Annotated in this window: 14 protein-coding genes and 1 tRNA gene; 3 read left to right on the forward strand and 12 right to left on the reverse strand. The window is 68.3% G+C overall.

What is annotated here, in order from left to right; translation table 11 throughout:
* Positions 1 to 22: 22 nt before the first annotated feature.
* Positions 23 to 3,808 (reverse strand): PAS domain-containing protein, encoded by a 3,786-nt coding sequence (locus ACTTAG_RS05595; RefSeq protein WP_444464546.1) that lies wholly within the window; start codon positions 3,806 to 3,808, stop codon positions 23 to 25.
* A 185-nt stretch (positions 3,809 to 3,993) separates the two neighbouring features.
* Here ACTTAG_RS05595 and ACTTAG_RS05600 point away from each other — a divergent pair.
* Positions 3,994 to 4,068 (forward strand) — tRNA-Gly (locus tag ACTTAG_RS05600).
* On the opposite strand, the gene rsgA is transcribed toward ACTTAG_RS05600, so the two are convergent.
* Positions 4,057 to 5,301, reverse strand: coding sequence for a ribosome small subunit-dependent GTPase A (rsgA, locus tag ACTTAG_RS05605; protein ID WP_444464547.1), 1,245 nt, complete (start codon positions 5,299 to 5,301; stop codon positions 4,057 to 4,059). The two genes, ACTTAG_RS05600 and rsgA, sit on opposite strands and share 12 nt — an antisense overlap.
* Before the next feature lie 369 nt (positions 5,302 to 5,670).
* Here rsgA and ACTTAG_RS05610 point away from each other — a divergent pair, with 369 nt between their 5' ends.
* Positions 5,671 to 6,243 (forward strand): DUF2087 domain-containing protein, encoded by a 573-nt coding sequence (locus ACTTAG_RS05610; RefSeq protein WP_444464548.1) that lies wholly within the window; start codon positions 5,671 to 5,673, stop codon positions 6,241 to 6,243.
* Positions 6,244 to 6,364: 121 nt separating this feature from the next.
* Here ACTTAG_RS05610 and purU read toward each other — a convergent pair whose 3' ends face one another.
* Both purU and fdxE read right to left on the reverse strand, forming a co-directional pair.
* The gene (gene purU, locus ACTTAG_RS05615; RefSeq protein ID WP_444464549.1) at positions 6,365 to 7,249 is read right to left on the reverse strand and encodes a formyltetrahydrofolate deformylase; all 885 of its coding nucleotides are present in this window, start codon (positions 7,247 to 7,249) and stop codon (positions 6,365 to 6,367) included.
* Between the two features lie 394 nt (positions 7,250 to 7,643).
* Positions 7,644 to 7,967 carry a ferredoxin FdxE gene (gene fdxE, locus ACTTAG_RS05620; RefSeq protein ID WP_444464550.1) on the reverse strand — a complete coding sequence of 108 codons (324 nt, stop codon included), beginning with the start codon at positions 7,965 to 7,967 and terminating at the stop codon, positions 7,644 to 7,646.
* Between the two features lie 162 nt (positions 7,968 to 8,129).
* Here fdxE and ACTTAG_RS05625 point away from each other — a divergent pair, with 162 nt between their 5' ends.
* Complete coding sequence (locus ACTTAG_RS05625) at positions 8,130 to 8,708, forward strand: peptidoglycan-binding domain-containing protein (RefSeq protein WP_444464551.1); 579 nt, start codon at positions 8,130 to 8,132, stop codon at positions 8,706 to 8,708.
* Between the two features lie 52 nt (positions 8,709 to 8,760).
* Here ACTTAG_RS05625 and ACTTAG_RS05630 read toward each other — a convergent pair whose 3' ends face one another.
* The 8 genes from ACTTAG_RS05630 to ACTTAG_RS05665 all read right to left on the reverse strand — a co-directional run bounded on the left by ACTTAG_RS05630 (position 8,761) and on the right by ACTTAG_RS05665 (position 16,519).
* Complete coding sequence (locus ACTTAG_RS05630; RefSeq protein WP_444464552.1) at positions 8,761 to 10,281, reverse strand: DegQ family serine endoprotease; 1,521 nt, start codon at positions 10,279 to 10,281, stop codon at positions 8,761 to 8,763.
* 121 nt (positions 10,282 to 10,402) lie between these two features.
* On the reverse strand, positions 10,403 to 10,594 hold the full coding sequence (locus ACTTAG_RS05635) for a DUF2065 family protein (RefSeq protein ID WP_444464553.1): 192 nt from the start codon (positions 10,592 to 10,594) through the stop codon (positions 10,403 to 10,405).
* Complete coding sequence (hflC, locus tag ACTTAG_RS05640; RefSeq protein WP_444465203.1) at positions 10,594 to 11,496, reverse strand: protease modulator HflC; 903 nt, start codon at positions 11,494 to 11,496, stop codon at positions 10,594 to 10,596. The genes ACTTAG_RS05635 and hflC overlap by 1 nt, the downstream gene beginning before the upstream one ends.
* A complete protein-coding gene (gene hflK / locus ACTTAG_RS05645; protein WP_444464554.1) occupies positions 11,493 to 12,671 on the reverse strand; it encodes an FtsH protease activity modulator HflK in 1,179 nt (392 codons plus the stop codon). The genes hflC and hflK overlap by 4 nt, the downstream gene beginning before the upstream one ends.
* Positions 12,672 to 12,736: 65 nt before the next feature.
* Positions 12,737 to 14,089: a glutathione-disulfide reductase gene (gene gorA / locus ACTTAG_RS05650; protein ID WP_444464555.1), complete on the reverse strand. Its 1,353-nt coding sequence runs from the start codon at positions 14,087 to 14,089 to the stop codon at positions 12,737 to 12,739.
* A 46-nt stretch (positions 14,090 to 14,135) separates the two neighbouring features.
* Positions 14,136 to 14,630 (reverse strand): hypothetical protein, encoded by a 495-nt coding sequence (locus tag ACTTAG_RS05655; protein WP_444464556.1) that lies wholly within the window; start codon positions 14,628 to 14,630, stop codon positions 14,136 to 14,138.
* Entirely contained in the window at positions 14,599 to 15,384 is a 786-nt protein-coding gene (gene rpiA / locus ACTTAG_RS05660) for a ribose-5-phosphate isomerase RpiA (protein WP_444464557.1), read from the reverse strand. Before rpiA ends, ACTTAG_RS05655 begins: the two co-directional genes overlap by 32 nt.
* 94 nt (positions 15,385 to 15,478) lie before the next feature.
* Positions 15,479 to 16,519 (reverse strand): Hint domain-containing protein, encoded by a 1,041-nt coding sequence (locus tag ACTTAG_RS05665; RefSeq protein WP_444464558.1) that lies wholly within the window; start codon positions 16,517 to 16,519, stop codon positions 15,479 to 15,481.
* Positions 16,520 to 16,620: the final 101 nt, after the last annotated feature.

A 16,620-nucleotide genomic window follows, 5' to 3' on the forward strand; every position in this document is an offset into this window, starting at 1 on the left:
CCCGGGGCGCCGGGCTGCGCCGTCAGGCACCGCCTGCCGCGGCGGCGGCGCGGGCGCGCTGGCGGGTCATGTAATCGCCCAGCGCCGCCTCGTCGAGCGGCGGCGCGAACAGATAGCCTTGCAAGATGTCGCAGCCCATCGCGCGCAGGGTCTCGGCCTGGGCTGCGGTTTCGACCCCCTCGGCGATGCTGGTGATGCCGAGGCTGCGGGCGATCTGCACGATCTGGCGCACCAGATCGGCATCGGGGCCGCCGCGGCGCAGCGCCGCGACGATGCGCCGGTCGATCTTCAGCGCCGCGGGCCGGATCTCCATCAGCCCGAGGATCGAGGTCTGCCCCGAGCCGAAATCGTCGATCTCGATCTCGATCCCGTCGCCGCGCAGCCGTGCCAGCGTGTCGCGAAAGCCGCCGCCCGCCTCCTGCCAGTCGATGGTTTCCAGCAGTTCCAGCGCCACCCGGGTCCGGCCGCGCCCGACCTGTCGCGCCGCCGCCACCAGCCCCGGATCGCGCAGCCGCGCCGCGCAGACGTTGAAGCTGATCCGCGGCAGCACCGTCCCCGCCGCCAGCAGCCGTTCCTGCAGCAGCGCGGTCTTTTCCATCATCACCCGGTCGATTTCGGGCAGGATCTGCAACTCGCGCGCCACCCGCAAGAAGGCCTCGGGCGCCAGCAGCCCGCGGTCCGGATTGCGCCAGCGCACCAGCACCTCCACCCCGGCCAGCGACAGATCCGCCGCCAGAAGCTGCGGCTGGAACCAGGGCTCGAATTCGTCCTGTTCGAAGGCGCGGCGGAATTGCGCCGCCATCTGCCGGTCCAGATGCATCTGTTCGGCCAGCGCATGGGCGAAGATCTCGACACGGTTGCGCCCCGCCGCCTTCGCCCGATAGAGCGCGGCATCGGCGTAAAGCTGCGGATCCTCGGCCAGTTCGGTGATGTCCGTCGCGATCACCACGCCGAAACTGGCGCTGATCCGGCACGGATGGCCGCGGTAGCGCAGCGGCTGGTCCAGCCCCCGGCGCAATTGCTCGACCAGCGCCCGGGCCCGGGGCTCGCCGCTGCCCGCCCCCAGCACCAGACAGAATTCGTCGCCGCCAAGCCGGGCGGCGAAATCCTCCGCCTGCAGGGTGGTGCGCAACAGATCGGCGACCCGGATCAGCACCTGATCGCCCGCCTCATGGCCGAGCGTGTCGTTGACATGCTTGAAATGGTCGAGGTCGATCTGGATCAGCACGCAGTCGCGCGGACCGCCCGCGCCCGCCGCGCGCAGCCGCGTCTCGATGTGGCGGTCGAAATAGCGCCGGTTCGGCAGCCGCGTCAGCCCGTCATGCAGCGCCAGATGCTCGTTTTCCCGCCGCATCCGGTCGGCCAGCGCATAGGCGCGTTCCAGCTCGGCCTCGCGGGTGACATCGGCGGTGGCGTCGTAAAGCGCCCCGGTCCAGACGATCGTGCCATCGGCCGCGGCATGCGGCGTCGAGGCGGCCGAAAGCCAGATCAGCCCGCGCAGCGGATGGTCATAGCGAAACCGCATCCGCCAGGGCGAGAGCGTCTGGCCGCTTTGCGCGATGGTCTCGTGCATCTCGGCGCGGTCCTCGGCCACCACCCGGTCAAGCAGGGCGCCGCCCAGCGCCTCGATCCCGGCACGGTCATGGCCGACCAGCTCGTTGAACCGGGTGCTGCTGTAGGGGAAGTCGTCGCGCCCGTCGGGGTGGCGCCGATATTCGAACAGCCCCACCGGCACCAGATCCAGCAGCGAGGCGATGCGGGCATGGGCCTGTCGCACCTCCGCGGCGCTGGCGGCGGCCCGGGCCTCGGCTTCCAGCCGCTCGGTGATGTCCAGCGCCTTGCCGAACCAGCGCACGGCGCCATCGGGTTCGACCAGCGGCGCCGCCCAGAGATTGACCCAGCGCATTCCGCCCCCGGGCAGCCGGACCCGGTGCCGCGCCTCGAGATCCGACAGCGTCTCGCGCGAGCGGGCGAAGGCGGCGCGGACGGTTTCGAATTCCTCGGGCGGGATGTTGCGAAAGACCGGCGCGCCGCCCGCGGCCATCTCGGCTTCCTCGACCTCCAGCAGTTCGGCGAATTTGCGGGTGAAATAGGGAAACCAGATCCGCTCGCCGTCGCGGCGCATCTCGAACAGCGCGCCGGGCACGTTTTGCGTGATCGTGTCGAGCCGCTCATGCGCCCGGCGCAGGTCTTCCAGCGTTTCGGCCAGCCGGGCCTGCATTTCGCTTTGCTCGGTGACATCCAGCACCGCGCCATACCAGATCACCGCCCCGTCGGGCTGGCGCACCGGCATCGAGGACAGCTGCATCCGCCGCAGCCCCCGCGCGGGATGGTTGAGCCGGTAAAGGAAGACGAGCGGCGTCAGGCTGTCGCGCGAGGTCCGGATCGCCTCGGCCAGCGCCGGGGCATCCTCGGGGTGGATATTGGTGGCGGCGGCGGCGCCATCGGCCTCGATCACGGCGCGATCGACGCCCAGAAGATCGGGCAGGCGGGCGCTGAAATAGGGCAGGTCGACCCGGCCCGAAGGATGTTCGCGATGCTCGAAAAGCGCCCCCGGCGTGTTGTCGGCCAAGGTGTTGAGCCGCTCATGCGCAAGCCGGGTTTCCTCGGCCGCCTCGGCCAGCCGCCGTTCGCTTTCCTTGCGCGCGGTGATGTCCTGCAGCGCCCCGACGATCCGCACCGGCTGGCCGTCCTCGAACTGCACCTCGCCCAGCGACAGCACCCAGATCCGGCTGCCATCGGCGCGGATCAGCGGCAGCTCGAACTGCCACGGGGTGCCGTCGCGCATCCCCGCCTCGACCGCGGCGGCGACCAGCGGCCGCGCCTCGGGGGCGTAATAGTCGATCGCTTTGTCAAGCGGCGGCACCGTGCCCGGCGGGACGCCATGGATGCGGCAGGTCTCGTCGGACCAGTAGATTTCCTGGGTCCGGATGTCGAGTTCCCAGCAGCCGAAGCCCGCCAGCGCCCCGGCCTTTTCCAAAAGCCCCTGCGCCCGGCGCAGCTGCCCCTCGCGCGTTTTTCGGGCGTCGATGTCGCGGCGCAGGCCCTGCATCCGGTCCGGCCGGCCGTTGGCGTCGCGGCCCAGCAACCGGCCGAGATCGCGCACCCAGATCCAGCGGCCGCTCTTGTGGCGCACCCGCAGCTCGGTCTCGTACCATTCGGTTTCGCCGGCGAAATGGCGTTGCAGCTCGTGGTTCGCGCGGGCCAGATCGTCGGGGTGACACAGCTGCAGCCAGGTCTGGATGCTGAGCGGGGCCAGTTCGGCCAGCCGGTATCCGGCGATCGCGGCCCAGCGGTCGTCGAACTCGGCCGCGCCGGTCTGCACGTTCCAGGCCCAGCTGCCCTGCCGGTCCTCGTCAGGACAAGGGCAGGCAGCGCTCCGGCCCGGGTCGGCTTGCAGGCTGGCGGGCGTTTCGGTCAGGGTGGCGCGGCCGGGCCGGGCGGGGTCGAGCCGCAGCAGCGTCAGATCGCAGGGCAGGGGCGGGGTCCCGGGCGCGGCGGCCAGCACAAGGCGCAAGGTGGCCGCGGTCTGCGCCGAGGCGAGCCATGCGGCCAGAGCCCTGCGGCTTGCCGGGTCGAACAGATCGGGCAGGGCCGTTCCCAGCGGCGGAACGGGGTCGGCTGCGGTGCCATGGGGCAGGGCGCCGTCTGGCCCGGAGGCCGCGCGGGTCAGCAGGCCGCGGTGATCGGCCAGCGCGGTGATCCGGCCTGCGGCGTCGAAATCAATCACGACGGGCGACGTCGGGCCGCCACAGGCAAGGGGAGCGGCCTGCCCGGCGGCTCCTGCGTCATCCGGCACATTGAGCATCGCTGGCCCCCCGCGCCCTGCACGGCCCATGCAGGTCCATTCCTCCGGCCTCAGGGGAGCATAATTTGGTTAACGAATGGTTAATATTTGCCGCATCGCTCGGCCTCCCGCAGGGGGCGCGGGGCTGTGCGGTCTTGCGCCAGGCTCTTGCCAGCCGGTGCTGCGGGTTGTAAGAGGCGCTCAGCGCGGGTGTTGTGTAATGGTAAGACCCTAGCCTTCCAAGCTAGAGACACGGGTTCGATTCCCCGTCACCCGCTCCATCCGACCCCTGTCCGGGTCGAATTCCTCAATACCTTCTGGCGCTGCCGCGGACCTTCGGGAAATCGCGACCGACTCTCTGGCCGATCGCTTCCCGCCGGAAGGGTTTGAGCCTCGCGGACCGCGGCGGCACCCCGGTTGCCGGAAGGGCCGAAGGCGCGGGTGGCGGCCCCTGCCTCAGCGGGGCCGCCCGCCTGTTCATTCCCCCCCCGCAGCCGGGCCTTGTCGCGCAAGGCGCCTCGGGTCAGACGGCCAAAGGCGCGGTCGCGGGCATGGGCCTCGGCCAGGGTTTCGGAATTGATCCGGTCCTCGCGCTGCAATTTTTGCCAGCGTGCCAGCCGCGCCGGATCGACCGCGCCCGCCGCAATCGCCGCCTGCACGGCGCAGCCGGGCTCGGTCTGATGCGTGCAATCGTGAAAGCGGCAGTCCCGCGCCAGCGCATCAAGATCGTCAAAGGTCGCGGCAATGCCCGCCTCGGCCCCGCTCAGGCGCAATTCGCGCATCCCGGGCGTGTCGATCAGCCAGCCCCCCGCCGCCAGCGGGCGCAGATGCCGCCCCGTGGTGGTGTGCCGCCCCTTCGCGTCGTCGGCCCGGATCGGCGCGGTGGCCTGCGCCTCGCCCGTCAAGGCATTGGCAAGCGTGGTTTTTCCGACGCCAGAGGAGCCGAGCAGCGCCACCGTCTGCCCCGTTCGTGCCCAATCGGAAAGCCGCTCTCCCGGGGCGCGGGCGTCGAGCGTCACCACCGCGACGCGCCGGTCGATCGCCTCGGCCTGCGCCTGCCAGAGCGCGGGATCGGGGCTCTCGTCGGCCTTGGTCAGCACGATCACCGGGGTGACTTCGGCCGCGCGGGCCAGCGCCAGATAGCGCTCGATCCGGGCCGGGTTGAAATCGGCGTTGCAGGAGGTGGTGATGAAAAGCGTGTCGACATTGGCGGCGATCAGTTGCCGGTCTGCCCCGGTGCCTGCCGCGCGGCGGGCAAGGGTGGAGCGACGCGTCAGCAGGCGGATCAGCCGCGTGCCATCGCACAGCGCCCAGTCGCCCACGGCGATCTCGGCCGTCGAAAGCCCCGGCGGCGGGACAAGGGACAGCGGCCCGGCGGCGCCCAGCGCCTCGATCCGGCTGCGATGCACCGCCGAGACGCGGCAGGGGGTGAGGGTGGAAATCTCGTCAAGCGTGAGTTGACGCAGGAAATCGGACGCCCAGCCAAGCACGGCGAGCGGGTAAGTGTCGGTCATGATGATCCTCGCAGGACACTGAAAGACAGGCGCGAAAGCGCCGATGACATTCAGGGGGACGCGGCAAAGGCGGGAAACCCGCTCAGAAAGCCCCGGCCCGGAGGCGCGCAAGATCCGACAAAAACCCCTCCTGTGCTGCGATACGACCCCTTGATACGCCGCTTTGCCCGAGTCGCCCAGCCCTTCCCGCCCGTCTTGCGAAACCGCGGCTTTCGTGTTACCCGCGTCCCACGGTCGGCAGTTCACCGAGGCGTCGCTGTCCCGCAAGGGAAGCTAAACCTGCCAGCGTTCCGTGACAGACCCGGCTTTCCCGGGGCCTTGTCGCAAGTCAGCGACCAGCGATTGTTCAATGGCCCCCGAGGAACGATCATGCCGAGACAGTCCATTCCGCTAGCCATCGCGGATCTTTCGCAATTTTCCCGCGCCCTGGGCGCACAGCTGGCCGCCCGGCCGGACAAGGCCCCCTCGCATCTGAGCCTGATGAACATGCTGGCGCGGGCGGCGGGGTTTCGCAACTTTCAGCACCTGCGCGCCGGGGTCGACCCCGATGCCGCGCTGCCACCGCCGCCCGAGACCCCGCCCGAGACCCCACCTGTGCCGGTCGATCTGCGCCGCATCGCCAAGGTGGCGGGGTATTTCGATACCGAGGGGCGGCTGGCGCGCTGGCCCTCGAAGCGGGCGCAGCAGATCCTGTGTCTTTGGGCGCTTTGGGCGCGGCTGCCCGCGGCCACGCCGATGTCCGAGCGCGAGATCGGCGAGCGGCTGAAGGCGCTGCATCTTTTCGGCGACCCGGCGATCTTGCGGCGCGATCTGGTCGATCTGGGTCTGTTTCGCCGCGACCGCGACGGGTCGAACTACCTGCGGCTGGAACAGGCCCCGCCCGCCGAGGCGCGTCTGTTGATCCGCGATCTGGCGCCGCGCGGCCGCTTTCAGCGACCATGAAACCGCCGCTGCGCCTCGGCCTCGATGTCGCGGCGCAGCGGCACAACCGCTGTGAACGCCGTCCCTCGGGGGGGGGCGGCGCCCCCCGTTCTCCGAGGGGGCCCCGGCTCTGGCCCGCCGCTTAGCCCATCCGCTCGGAGGTATAGCCGCCGGGCGAGGCCGGGAAGACCACGGTCTTGTTGCCGTTGATGAAAACGCGATGCTGCACATGGGCGTGGATCGCGCGGGCCAGCACCAGCGCTTCGACATCGCGGCCAAGGCTGACGTAATCCTCGGGGCTTTGCGCATGGGTGATGCGGACGGTTTCCTGCTCGATGATCGGGCCTTCGTCCAGATCGGCGGTGACGTAATGCGAGGTCGCCCCGATCAGCTTCACGCCGCGTTCATAGGCCTGCTTGTAGGGGTTGGCGCCCTTGAAGCTGGGCAGGAAGGAATGGTGGATGTTGATGATCTTGCCCGACATCTTCTGGCAGAGCTTGTCCGACAGGATCTGCATGTAACGCGCCAGAACCACCAGCTCGGCCCCGGATTCCTCGACGACATCCAGCAGATGCGCCTCGGCCTCGGGCTTGTTCTCCTTGGTCACCTTGATGTGGTGGAAGGGGATGTCGTGGTTCACCACCACCTTCTGATAGGTCATGTGGTTCGAGACGACGCCGACGATCTCGACCGGCAGCGCGCCGATGCGCCAGCGGTAAAGCAGGTCGTTCAGGCAATGGCCGAAGTTCGAGACCATCAGCAGGACCTTGACCTTTTTCTCGGCGTCATGGATCGCCCATTCCATGTCGAATTCCCGTGCCACCGGCTCGAAGCCCGCCTTGAGGCTGTCGAGCGTCGCGCCGGTCTGCGACACGAAGGTGACGCGCATGAAGAACTGCCCGGTCAGCAGGTCGTCATACTGGTTCGAATCGGTCAGGTTGCAGCCGCTGTCGGCCAGATAATTGGCAATCGCCGCCACGATCCCGCGGGTCGAGTGGCAGTTCACGGTCAGCACATAGGTGGTCATTCCCGGTTCCTTTCGCGGCCCCCTGAGGGTGTCCTGGAGGCGTCTAGCACATATTCCCCGCCCCGCGCCAAGGGGCCTGCCGGGATGCGACCGCGGATCGTCAAAAAGCGTCAGGCGGCTTGTCGCAATTGCGCCGGGGCGCCGTCATCCCGCCCTGGCGCTTGCGGGGGGCGGGATTTCGCCGCGCAGGCGCGGCGACCCGCCGGGGGCTCCGCCCCCGGACCCCCGGGATATTTTCGCCAAGGTTAAAGGGCAGGGGGGGGCGCATCCCGATCCCTGTCGCAAAGGCGGCTTTGGCTTTTCCTGGTGCAAATACGCCGGGGGTGCGGGGGCGGAGCCCCCGCCCGGGTCGCCCCGGCCCTGCCGGGGTGAAATCCCCTCCCGACGCGGGCGGTCAGATCTGCTTTTCGGGCAGATGCACCACCAGCCCGTCGAGCAGCGCCGTGACCTTGATCTGGCAGGTCAGCCGCGAGGTCGCGGGGTTCGGCTCATAGGCGAAGTCGATCATGTCGGTTTCGGTGGGCAGGGGTTTCGGCAGCCGGTCCACCCAGGCCGGATCGACATAGGCATGGCAGGTCGAACAGGCGCAGGCGCCGCCGCAATCGGCGTCGATGCCCGGCACGCCATTGTCGCGCGCGGCTTCCATCACCGTCAGCCCCGGTTTCGCCTCCACCTCGTGACGGGTGCCGTTGTGTTCGATGAAGATGATCTTCGCCATGAAATCCTCGTGTGCCTGTGGCTGCGCTGGTCCGCTTTCCCTTTAGGACAAAGGCGCCCGCTTTGCCAGAGCCGCTTGGCCGCATCCTTGCTGCCCCGCGCGCCCCCTTTGCCCCGCATCGCAAAGCCGCTATGGTCGCGCCGACACCGACCCGGACCCGCCATGACCTTTTCCCTGCCTTGCCCGCCCCTTGCCCTGCTGACAGTATGCGCGGTGCTGGCGGGCTGCACCGGGGCAGAGGCCCCGCCAGGTCAGGACAGACCCGTCCCCGAGCCCGCGCCGATCATCGCCCCGCCGGCCAATTCGCTGGCGGGCGAATGGCTCAAATCCCGCCCCGGCCCCGAGGCGAAGGGCTGTTTCACCGAGGAACGCCGCCCCGCCATCGTCGAGACGGTCACCGAACATGTGCTGGTCGACCCCGAAGAACGCGATCCGAAGACCGGCGCCGTCACCAACCCCGCGCGGTATCGCACCACGACGCAGGCGCGCATCGTCTCGGGCGGGGGGCGGATGTGGTTCGCCACGGTCTGTGCCGCGCAGATGACCACCGCGCGCATTGCGGTGTTGCAACGCGCGCTGTGGGTGCGCGGGCTTTATGCCGGACCGCTCGATGGCCAGATGAGCCCCGCCACGCGCGAGGCGATCCGCCGCTATCAGACCCAGCGCGGCCTGCTCAGCGCCGAGCTTTCGTTGCGGGCGGCGCGCGAAATGGGCGTCGTCTCCTGGCTCGAAACGCCCTGACGAAAAGGCGCCCCGCAGGGCGCCTGTTCGTGTTCTCAAAGCCCGGTATGGCTTATTGCAGCGGCACCGCCACGAAGCGCGGCTCGCCGCCGCGGCGGATGAGCAAGAGCACCGATTTGCGCCCGCCCTCCTTCGCCTCGGCCACCCGCGCCTGCAGATCAGCGAGCGAGGCCACCGGCTGCTGCCCGGCCTCGACGATCACATCGCCGCGCCGCAAGCCCTTGTCGAAAGCCGCCCCGGCCTCGTCGATCTCGGTCACCATCAGCCCGGTCAGATCCTCGGGCAGGTTCAGCTCGGCGCGCATCGCATCGGTGATCGGCGACAGCACCATGCCCAGCACCGACCCGCCCGCCAGCGCCGGGGCCGGGCCCTCCGCCGCCGCCTCGCTGCTTTCGGCCAGTTCGCGCTGACCGAGCGTCACCTGCAGCGTCACTTCCTTGCCCGCGCGCATCACCACCACATCGACCGCCTCGCCCACCGGCGCATCGGCGACGCGGCGGGTCAGCGATTTCGTGTCCTTCACCGGCGCGCCGGCAAAGCTGATGATCACGTCGCCCGATTTGATCCCGGCCTCTTTCGCCGGGCCCTCGGGCACTTCCGACACCATCGCGCCTTCGGGTTCGGGCAGGCTCATCGCCTCGGCCATGTCGGGGGTCAGGTCCTGGATCTTCACGCCCAGCCAGCCGCGCCGGGTGGCGCCGAATTCCTTCAGCTGGCCCACGACCTTCGACACGACGTTCGAAGCCATCGAAAAGCCGATCCCGATCGAGCCGCCATTGGGCGACAGGATCGCGGTGTTCACCCCGATCACCTTGCCATCCATGCTGAACAAGGGCCCGCCCGAGTTGCCGCGGTTGATCGCGGCATCGGTCTGAATGTAATCGTCATAGGTGCCCGACAGTTCGCGGTTGCGCGCCGAGACGATGCCGACCGAGGTCGAGAAGCCCTGACCCAGCGGGTTGCCCATCGCCATCACCCAGTCGCCTTCGCGCATCGTGTCGCTGTCGCCGAAGCTGACGAAGGGCAGGGGCTCCTTGCTTTCGACCTTCAACAGCGCGATGTCGGTTTTCGGATCGGTGCCGACGATCTTCGCATCGAGCTTCTTGCCATTGGCGAATTCGATCGAGATCTCGTCGGCGACGGTATTGCCGCTTTCGCCCTTGATGACGTGGTTGTTCGTCACGATGTAGCCGTCTTCGGAAATCACGAAGCCCGAGCCCAGCGCATCGGCGCGGTGTTGCCGCTGCGGCCCGCCCTGCGGCCCGTTCGGCATGCCGAATTCCTTGAAGAACTCCTCGAAGGGCGAGCCGGGCGGAAAGCCCGGCATGCCGCCCGCCGGTTCCGAGACCGTGGTCGAGGTGGTGATCATCACCACCGCCGGTTTCACCTGCACCACCAGATCGGCGAAGCTTTCGGGCACCGGACCCGCCAGCGCCGGGGTCATCGCCACGGGCGAGAGGGCCAGCGCGGTCGACAGCAGCGCCGCCATCAGGATCGGCCGGGCGAGGCGCGGGGGGGCGAGGCGCTGGGGGGCCAAGCGCGGGGGGGTCAGGGAAGGGGCGGTCTTGGTCATGCGGATCTCCCATGGTCCTTGGCCGGTGTTCCGGCTTGGGCTTTATAAAAGCGTAGGGGCTTTGGCTTTCAATGGAAAGCCCGTCGCGCGGCGTCACTTCAGTGTGAGAGCGCCGCGAGGCTCATGTGAAGGCATGCACCAGCGCCACGACCCCCACCCCCGCGGCCACCGCCGCAAGGCCGATCCGGCGCCGCCCCTCGGGGCCGAGGCTGGCCAGAAGCGCCAGCACCTCGACAATGCGCGAAGGGGCCAGCACAAGTGCCAGCCCCTCGATCACGAGCACAAGGCCCAAGGCGGTGAAAACCGCCGCCATCAGTTCCCGGCCGCCGCGGCGGTGCCGCCCGATTCGAGCGATTTCACGAAGCGCTCATAATCGAAATAGAGGCTGTCCGGCTCGGTCACGAGCGAGGAAGACCCCGGCTTCAGGCTGTCGGCATAGAATTGCAGCGCCCGGGTGAAGGCGAAGAAGCTTTCGTCCTTGCCGTAGGCTTCGGCATAGATCCGGTTGCGTTCGGCATCGGCCTGACCGCGCACGATTTCCGCCTGCTTGCGCGCTTCCGAGGTGAGTTCGACCACCTCGCGGTCGGCCGTGGCCCGCACCCGCTGCGCCGCTTCGCCGCCCCGCGCGCGTTCATCCGCCGCTTCGCGTTCGCGCTCGGCCCGCATCCGCGCATAGGTCGCGGCCAGGTTCTGCTCGGGCAGGTCGGTGCGGGTCAGCCGCACGTCGATCACATCGACGCCCAGCGCATTCGCCTCGCGTTTCGCGATGTCGCGGATCTTGTTCATCAGCGCCGTGCGGTCGTTCGACAAAACGGCCGTCGAGGGCACCGAGCCCATGATCTCGCGGATCGCATTGTTCAAGATGCCGTCCAGCCGGTTCTTGGCAAAGCTTTCGCCGCCATCGCCCACCGCTTCGCGGAATTTCACCGCATCGACGATGCGCCAGCGCGCAAAGGCATCGACCACCAGACGACGGTCATCCAGCGGCGTGACCTCCAGCGGCTGCGTGGTCAGGCTGATGATCCGGTCATCATATTTCACCACATTCTGCACGAAGGGGATCTTGAAGCCGATCCCCGGTTCGCTGCGCGCCGCGGTGACTTCGCCAAATTGCAGCACCAGCGCCTTTTCGCGTTCGTCCACGGTGTAGATCGACGACAGCCCAAGGCCCACGGCGATGATGCCGATCGGGATCAGGAATTGTGCCTTCATCAGTTCGCCCCCCCGGTCGTCGTCTGCACGGGCCGCAGCTGGTCGAGCGGCAGATAGGGCACGGCGCCCGATTGCCCGTCGATCACCACCTTGTTCACGCCGCCCAGCGTCGTGCTCATGGTTTCGTAGAACATCCGCCGCTTCGTCACATCGGGGGCCTTGCGGTATTCCTCGTAGACCGAGATGAAGCGCGCGGCCTGACCCTGGGCGTCGTTGACCACCGAGGCGCGATAGGCCTCGGCCTGCTGCACCAGCTGCGCGGCCTGACCGCGGGCGCCCGCCGTCACCTGGTTGGCATAGGCGTCGGCCTCTTTCTCCAGCTTGTCGCGTTCCTGCTGCGCGGCCTGCACGTCGCGGAAACTGTCGATCACCTCGCGCGGCGGGTCGGCGCGGTTGAAGTTCACCCGCACGATGTTGATGCCTGCCTGATAGCTGTCCAGCGTGCCCTGCACGGCGGCGCGCAGATCGGTGGCGATCACGCCGCGGTCGCGGTTCAGGATCGGCGCCAGTTCCGAGCGCGCGATGATGTCGCGCATCGCGGATTCGCTGACGGCGCGGATCGTGTCTTCCGGGTCGGCAAGGTTGAACAGGAATTTCGACGGGTCCGAAACGTTCCAGACGATCTGGTAGCTGACATCGACGATATTCTGGTCGCGCGTCAGCATCAGCCCGGAATCGGTGACGAAATCGCTGCTGCGGTTCGCCGAGAACACGCCGTCGCTGCTTTCGGAGGTGCCGATGGCGCGGGCGCGGCCGGTGCCGACCTCGGTGGTGCGTTCGTCGGTGACCGGGATCACCACTTTCGTCACGACGGGCCAGGGCGCGAAGTTCAGACCCGGGTTGCCGGTGGCCTGGTATTTGCCGAACATCAGCTCGATCGAGCGTTCGTTCTGCTGCACCGTGTAAAACGAGGTCCAGGCCCAGACCGCGGCCAGCGCCACCGCGCCGATGGCGATCGTGCCCAGCGTGAAGGCCGGGCCGTCATCGCGCCCGCCGCCGCCGGGGCGGCCGGGGCCGCCGCGTCCGCCCATCAGGACGCGCAACTGCTCGGTGCCCTTGCGCACGATCTGGTCGATTTCGGGAATGGGGGCGCTGTCATTGGGCCGGCGCGGGCCGGGGCGGCGCGGCGGCTCGCGGTCGTCACCGCCACCCGAGCCCCAGGGTCCTCCGTTGGTCATGCTGTCCTCTTTCGAATGTCCTTGCCCCGAAGTGGGGATTGTTTGCGCAATGTCAACCGCTTCGCTCAGGAATGACGGGTGGGGGCGCGCATCGTCACCAGTTCCTCGGCCATCGTCGGATGCACGGCACAGGTGGCGTCGAACTGTTCTTTCGTCGCGCCCATCTTCATCGCGATGGCCGCCATCTGGATCATCTCGCCCGCTTCGGGGGCCACGATGTGGCAGCCCAGCACCTTGCGCGTGTCCTTGCAGACGATCAGTTTCATCAGAACGCGATCCTCCGCCCCGGCAAAGGCCGAGCGCATCGGCTTGAAGGCGCTGGTATAAACCTCGATCGGGCCAGCCTTGCGGGCGGCTTCCTCGCTCAGCCCGCAAGTGCCGAATTCGGGCCGGGTGAAGACCGCCGAGGCGACAAGATCGTGATCTGTCATCCGCGGTTGCGCGCCAAAGACCGTATCGGCAAAGGCATGCCCCTCGCGGATCGCGACGGGGGTCAGGTTGATCCGGTCGGTCACATCGCCCACCGCAAAGATCGAGGGGACATTGGTCTGCGACCATTCATCAACCAGCACCGCGCCATTCGGGGCCAGCTTGACGCCCGCGGTTTCCAGCCCAAGCCCGGCGGTGTTCGGCACCCGGCCGGTGGCATAGACCACGGCATCGAATTCCTGCGACCGGCCATCGCCGCAATGCGCGACGACGCCGGTTTCGGTCTTCGTCACCCGGTCGATCACCACGTTTTCATGCACATCGATGCCGCGCGCCTTCATCTGCGTCACGATCAGATCGCGGCATTCGGTGTCGAAACTGCGCAACAGGGGCGAGCGGTTCCATTGCGCAACCGCGACCCCCAGCCCGTTGAAGACACAGGCGAATTCCGACGCGATATAGCCGCCGCCGACGATCAGGAGGCGTTTGGGCAATTCGGGCAGATGAAAGAGGTCGTTCGAGGTCAGCACATGTTCGGCGCCGTCGAACTGCGGCACGAAGGGGCGCCCGCCGACCGCAATCAGGATGTGTTTCGCGCTGATCACCCGGCCATCGGCCAGTTCGACCTCGTGCGGGCCCTTCACCGTGGCGCGGCAGTCGTGCACCGTCACCCCCGCGTTCTGCTGCCCGGCGCGGTAGATGCGTTCAAGCCGGTCGAGTTCGGCATGCAGCTTGCCCTTGAAGGCGCCCCAGTCGAACCCGCCCAGGCTTGCGTCCCAGCCATAGGCGCGGGCCTCGGCCACCGCCGCGGGCATGCTTGACGCGAAAACCATCAGCTTTTTCGGCACGCAGCCGCGGATGACGCAGGTTCCGCCCATCCGATCTTCCTCGGCCAGCGCCACGCGCGCGCCATAACCGGCCGCGATACGGGCCGCCCGCACGCCGCCCGATCCCCCGCCGATCACGAAGAGGTCGAAATCGAATGCCATCTGCCGTCCTTTCCAAGCCGCGACCGCAAGGGCCGCGCCTCAGGACTTAGCCCCGCGGCGCCGTTCCGGCAAGGGCAGGCGCCCGCGCCGCCAGTTCCGCCTGCCAGGCGGCGTTTTCCTCGGCCGTCATCACCCAGCCCGGCACCGACAATTCACGCTTGCGCATGGGCGCCTTGCCCGCCGGGGCCGCGGCGCCCTCGCCGGTGATCTCGGCATAGGGGACGGTGGCGTATTTGCCGAAAAGCTTGCCGATCTCGACCCGGTCGGCGCGGAAGACCAGCACCGGACGCGGCACGGAAAGCACCACCCAGGCCAGATAGAAGCACAGGCTGGCGCCCACCGCGCCGACGAGCGCGTTCAGGATCATGTCATCGCGGAACCCTTCGCCGAAGAAGGCCGCCAGCGTCAGGATCGGCGTGATGATCTGCACCACCCCGATCAGCCCGATCACCGCCCCCATCACCAAGGGCAGCACCGACCGGCCGGGGATCACCAGATCCGGGCGGGTCTCAGTCGAGGTCGGCGAAGATGTTCTCGTCATCGGCAAATTCGATCCGTTCATGGGCCACGGTGCCCGCGTTGATATCGCGCAGCTCGACCTGACCCTCGGCGCCGCCAATGATCACCATGTCGCAGATGTCGATGAACAGCCCGTTCTCGACCACGCCCGGGATCTGGTTGAGCGCCACCGCCAAAGACCGCGCATTGCCGATGCGGTTGAGGTGCAGATCGACGATATAATTACCCTCATCGGTGATGTAGGGCTGCGTGCCATTCAGCCGCAGCGTCGTCTGCCGCCCCAGAACATCGGTGGCGATCAGCATTTCCTCGATCAGTGCGCGGGTGGTCTGCCAGCCGAAGGGCACGACCTCGACCGGCAGCGGAAAGGCACCGAGGTTCACCACTTCCTTGGACGCATCGGTGATCACGATCATCCGGTCCGACGCCGTGGCGACGATCTTTTCTTGCAACAGCGCCCCGCCGCCGCCCTTGATCAGCTGCAGCTGCGCATCGAATTCATCGGCGCCGTCGATCGTCACATCAAGCCATTTCGCCTCGTCCAGACCGACGACCGAAATCCCCACCTGCCGCGCCAGATCGGCGGTGCGCGAACTGGTCGGCACGCCGACGATGCGCAGGCCTTCCTCGCGCACCCGCTCGCCCAGACAGCGCACCATCCAGGCGGCGGTGGAGCCGGTGCCCAGACCGACCTTCATCCCGTCTTCGACGAAATCGACGGCACGGCGCGCGGCGGCGAATTTCGCCTTGTCGATGGGGGAAAGCTCGGCGGGCATGGCAGCTCCTGCGGACGGAAAATCGGGTGTTCCGCGCCGTTATAGCCAAGCGACCAAGCCCATGCGAGGGATTTTTCGCCGCCCCGCCCCCGCGTCAGACCCGCAGGGCCCGCAGGCCGTCCGCGACCGGATCGCCGCCGCGATGGCGCAGGATCAGCCGCTCCACCTTGCCCGGCGGCACGATCGGCCGCGCGGGCAGCGCCAGCTGCGGCGCCCCCGCCAGGGCCCGGCGCAGATCGCGGGCCTGTTCGGGTTCCATCACCGAGAGCGCCTGCGGCCCGATCAGCAGCGTTTCGGTGCGGGCGTTTTCGGCAAAGATCACCTCATGCGCGGGCAAGAGCAGATGCACCCAGTCAACCCGCTCGCGCGGCGCGCGGGCGATGCCGGGCAGCCCGACCAGCGCCTTGGCCGCCACCAGCACCTCCTCGCCCGCCAGCGGGCCAAAGACGGGGCGCAACAGAACCCGGTGCTGCCCCGAGAGATAAAGCGCCCGGTCATTGCCCAGCACCCCCGCGGCAAAGCGGATCGGCGCCGAGGCGCCCCTGCCGTTCACCCGCCAGCGCCCGACCCAGTCCACCGCGCCATAGCCGTTGTCGGAGGTCTGCAGCCGGTCGCCGGGCACCACCGTCTCGACCGGTTTCGGGCCGCGTTTGGTGGCGATCAGCGTTCCGGCGGCAAAACAGACCGCCATCCCCGCATAGGGCACGACCGGGTCTTGCGATTCGATGCCGACGATGCGGTAGGTGACCCCGGGCGTCAGCCGCGCCGTCGCGGCGATGCCATGCACATGCGCTTCGAATTCAAGCACATAGATGACGATGTTGTCGGCCGGATCGGTCGATCCCTCGGGGCGGATGACATAGGAATATTCGGTCTCGACCTCGCCCGCGGCGCCCGACCCATAGGCGACGCCGTCAAAGACCATCGGCGCCACCAGTTCCTGATCGCCGTCCGCATCCTCGAAATTGGCGTCGTTGTCATCAAGCGTGACCATGCGCAGCGTGGCCCCCGGCGCAAGGCTCAGCGTGGTGACATTCACGGCAGCATCATTCGCCGTGGCATCCGATCCAAACGGATCGGGCCCCGTGACGAGAAGGTCCGAAAGCTGCCAGGCGCCGATCGTATGGGTGGCCATGAAAAGTCCCGCGTTTGGCGCAGTCTCGCCCGATGCGGTGAATTTCCCCTTAACAACTGAATTTGTTTGGTTAATTTTCGCGTGGCCGTCGGGGCGGGGCC

Source organism: Rhodobacter capsulatus (assembly GCF_052363185.1).
Taxonomy (GTDB): domain Bacteria; phylum Pseudomonadota; class Alphaproteobacteria; order Rhodobacterales; family Rhodobacteraceae; genus Rhodobacter; species Rhodobacter capsulatus_E.

Bases quoted from the DNA above. Each gene is read 5' to 3' on its own strand.
- ACTTAG_RS05655 (WP_444464556.1), bottom strand. From the start codon at position 14,630: ATGACGAGAACATCTTCGCCGACCTCGACTGAGACCCGCCCGGATCTG.
- ACTTAG_RS05595 (WP_444464546.1), bottom strand. From the start codon at position 3,808: ATGCTCAATGTGCCGGATGACGCAGGAGCCGCCGGGCAGGCCGCTCCC.
- fdxE (WP_444464550.1), bottom strand. From the start codon at position 7,967: ATGGCGAAGATCATCTTCATCGAACACAACGGCACCCGTCACGAGGTG.
- ACTTAG_RS05630 (WP_444464552.1), bottom strand. From the start codon at position 10,281: ATGACCAAGACCGCCCCTTCCCTGACCCCCCCGCGCTTGGCCCCCCAG.
- rsgA (WP_444464547.1), bottom strand. From the start codon at position 5,301: ATGACCGACACTTACCCGCTCGCCGTGCTTGGCTGGGCGTCCGATTTC.
- ACTTAG_RS05610 (WP_444464548.1), top strand. From the start codon at position 5,671: ATGCCGAGACAGTCCATTCCGCTAGCCATCGCGGATCTTTCGCAATTT.
- gorA (WP_444464555.1), bottom strand. From the start codon at position 14,089: ATGGCATTCGATTTCGACCTCTTCGTGATCGGCGGGGGATCGGGCGGC.
- rpiA (WP_444464557.1), bottom strand. From the start codon at position 15,384: ATGCCCGCCGAGCTTTCCCCCATCGACAAGGCGAAATTCGCCGCCGCG.
- ACTTAG_RS05625 (WP_444464551.1), top strand. From the start codon at position 8,130: ATGACCTTTTCCCTGCCTTGCCCGCCCCTTGCCCTGCTGACAGTATGC.
- ACTTAG_RS05635 (WP_444464553.1), bottom strand. From the start codon at position 10,594: ATGGCGGCGGTTTTCACCGCCTTGGGCCTTGTGCTCGTGATCGAGGGG.
- hflK (WP_444464554.1), bottom strand. From the start codon at position 12,671: ATGACCAACGGAGGACCCTGGGGCTCGGGTGGCGGTGACGACCGCGAG.
- purU (WP_444464549.1), bottom strand. From the start codon at position 7,249: ATGACCACCTATGTGCTGACCGTGAACTGCCACTCGACCCGCGGGATC.
- ACTTAG_RS05665 (WP_444464558.1), bottom strand. From the start codon at position 16,519: ATGGCCACCCATACGATCGGCGCCTGGCAGCTTTCGGACCTTCTCGTC.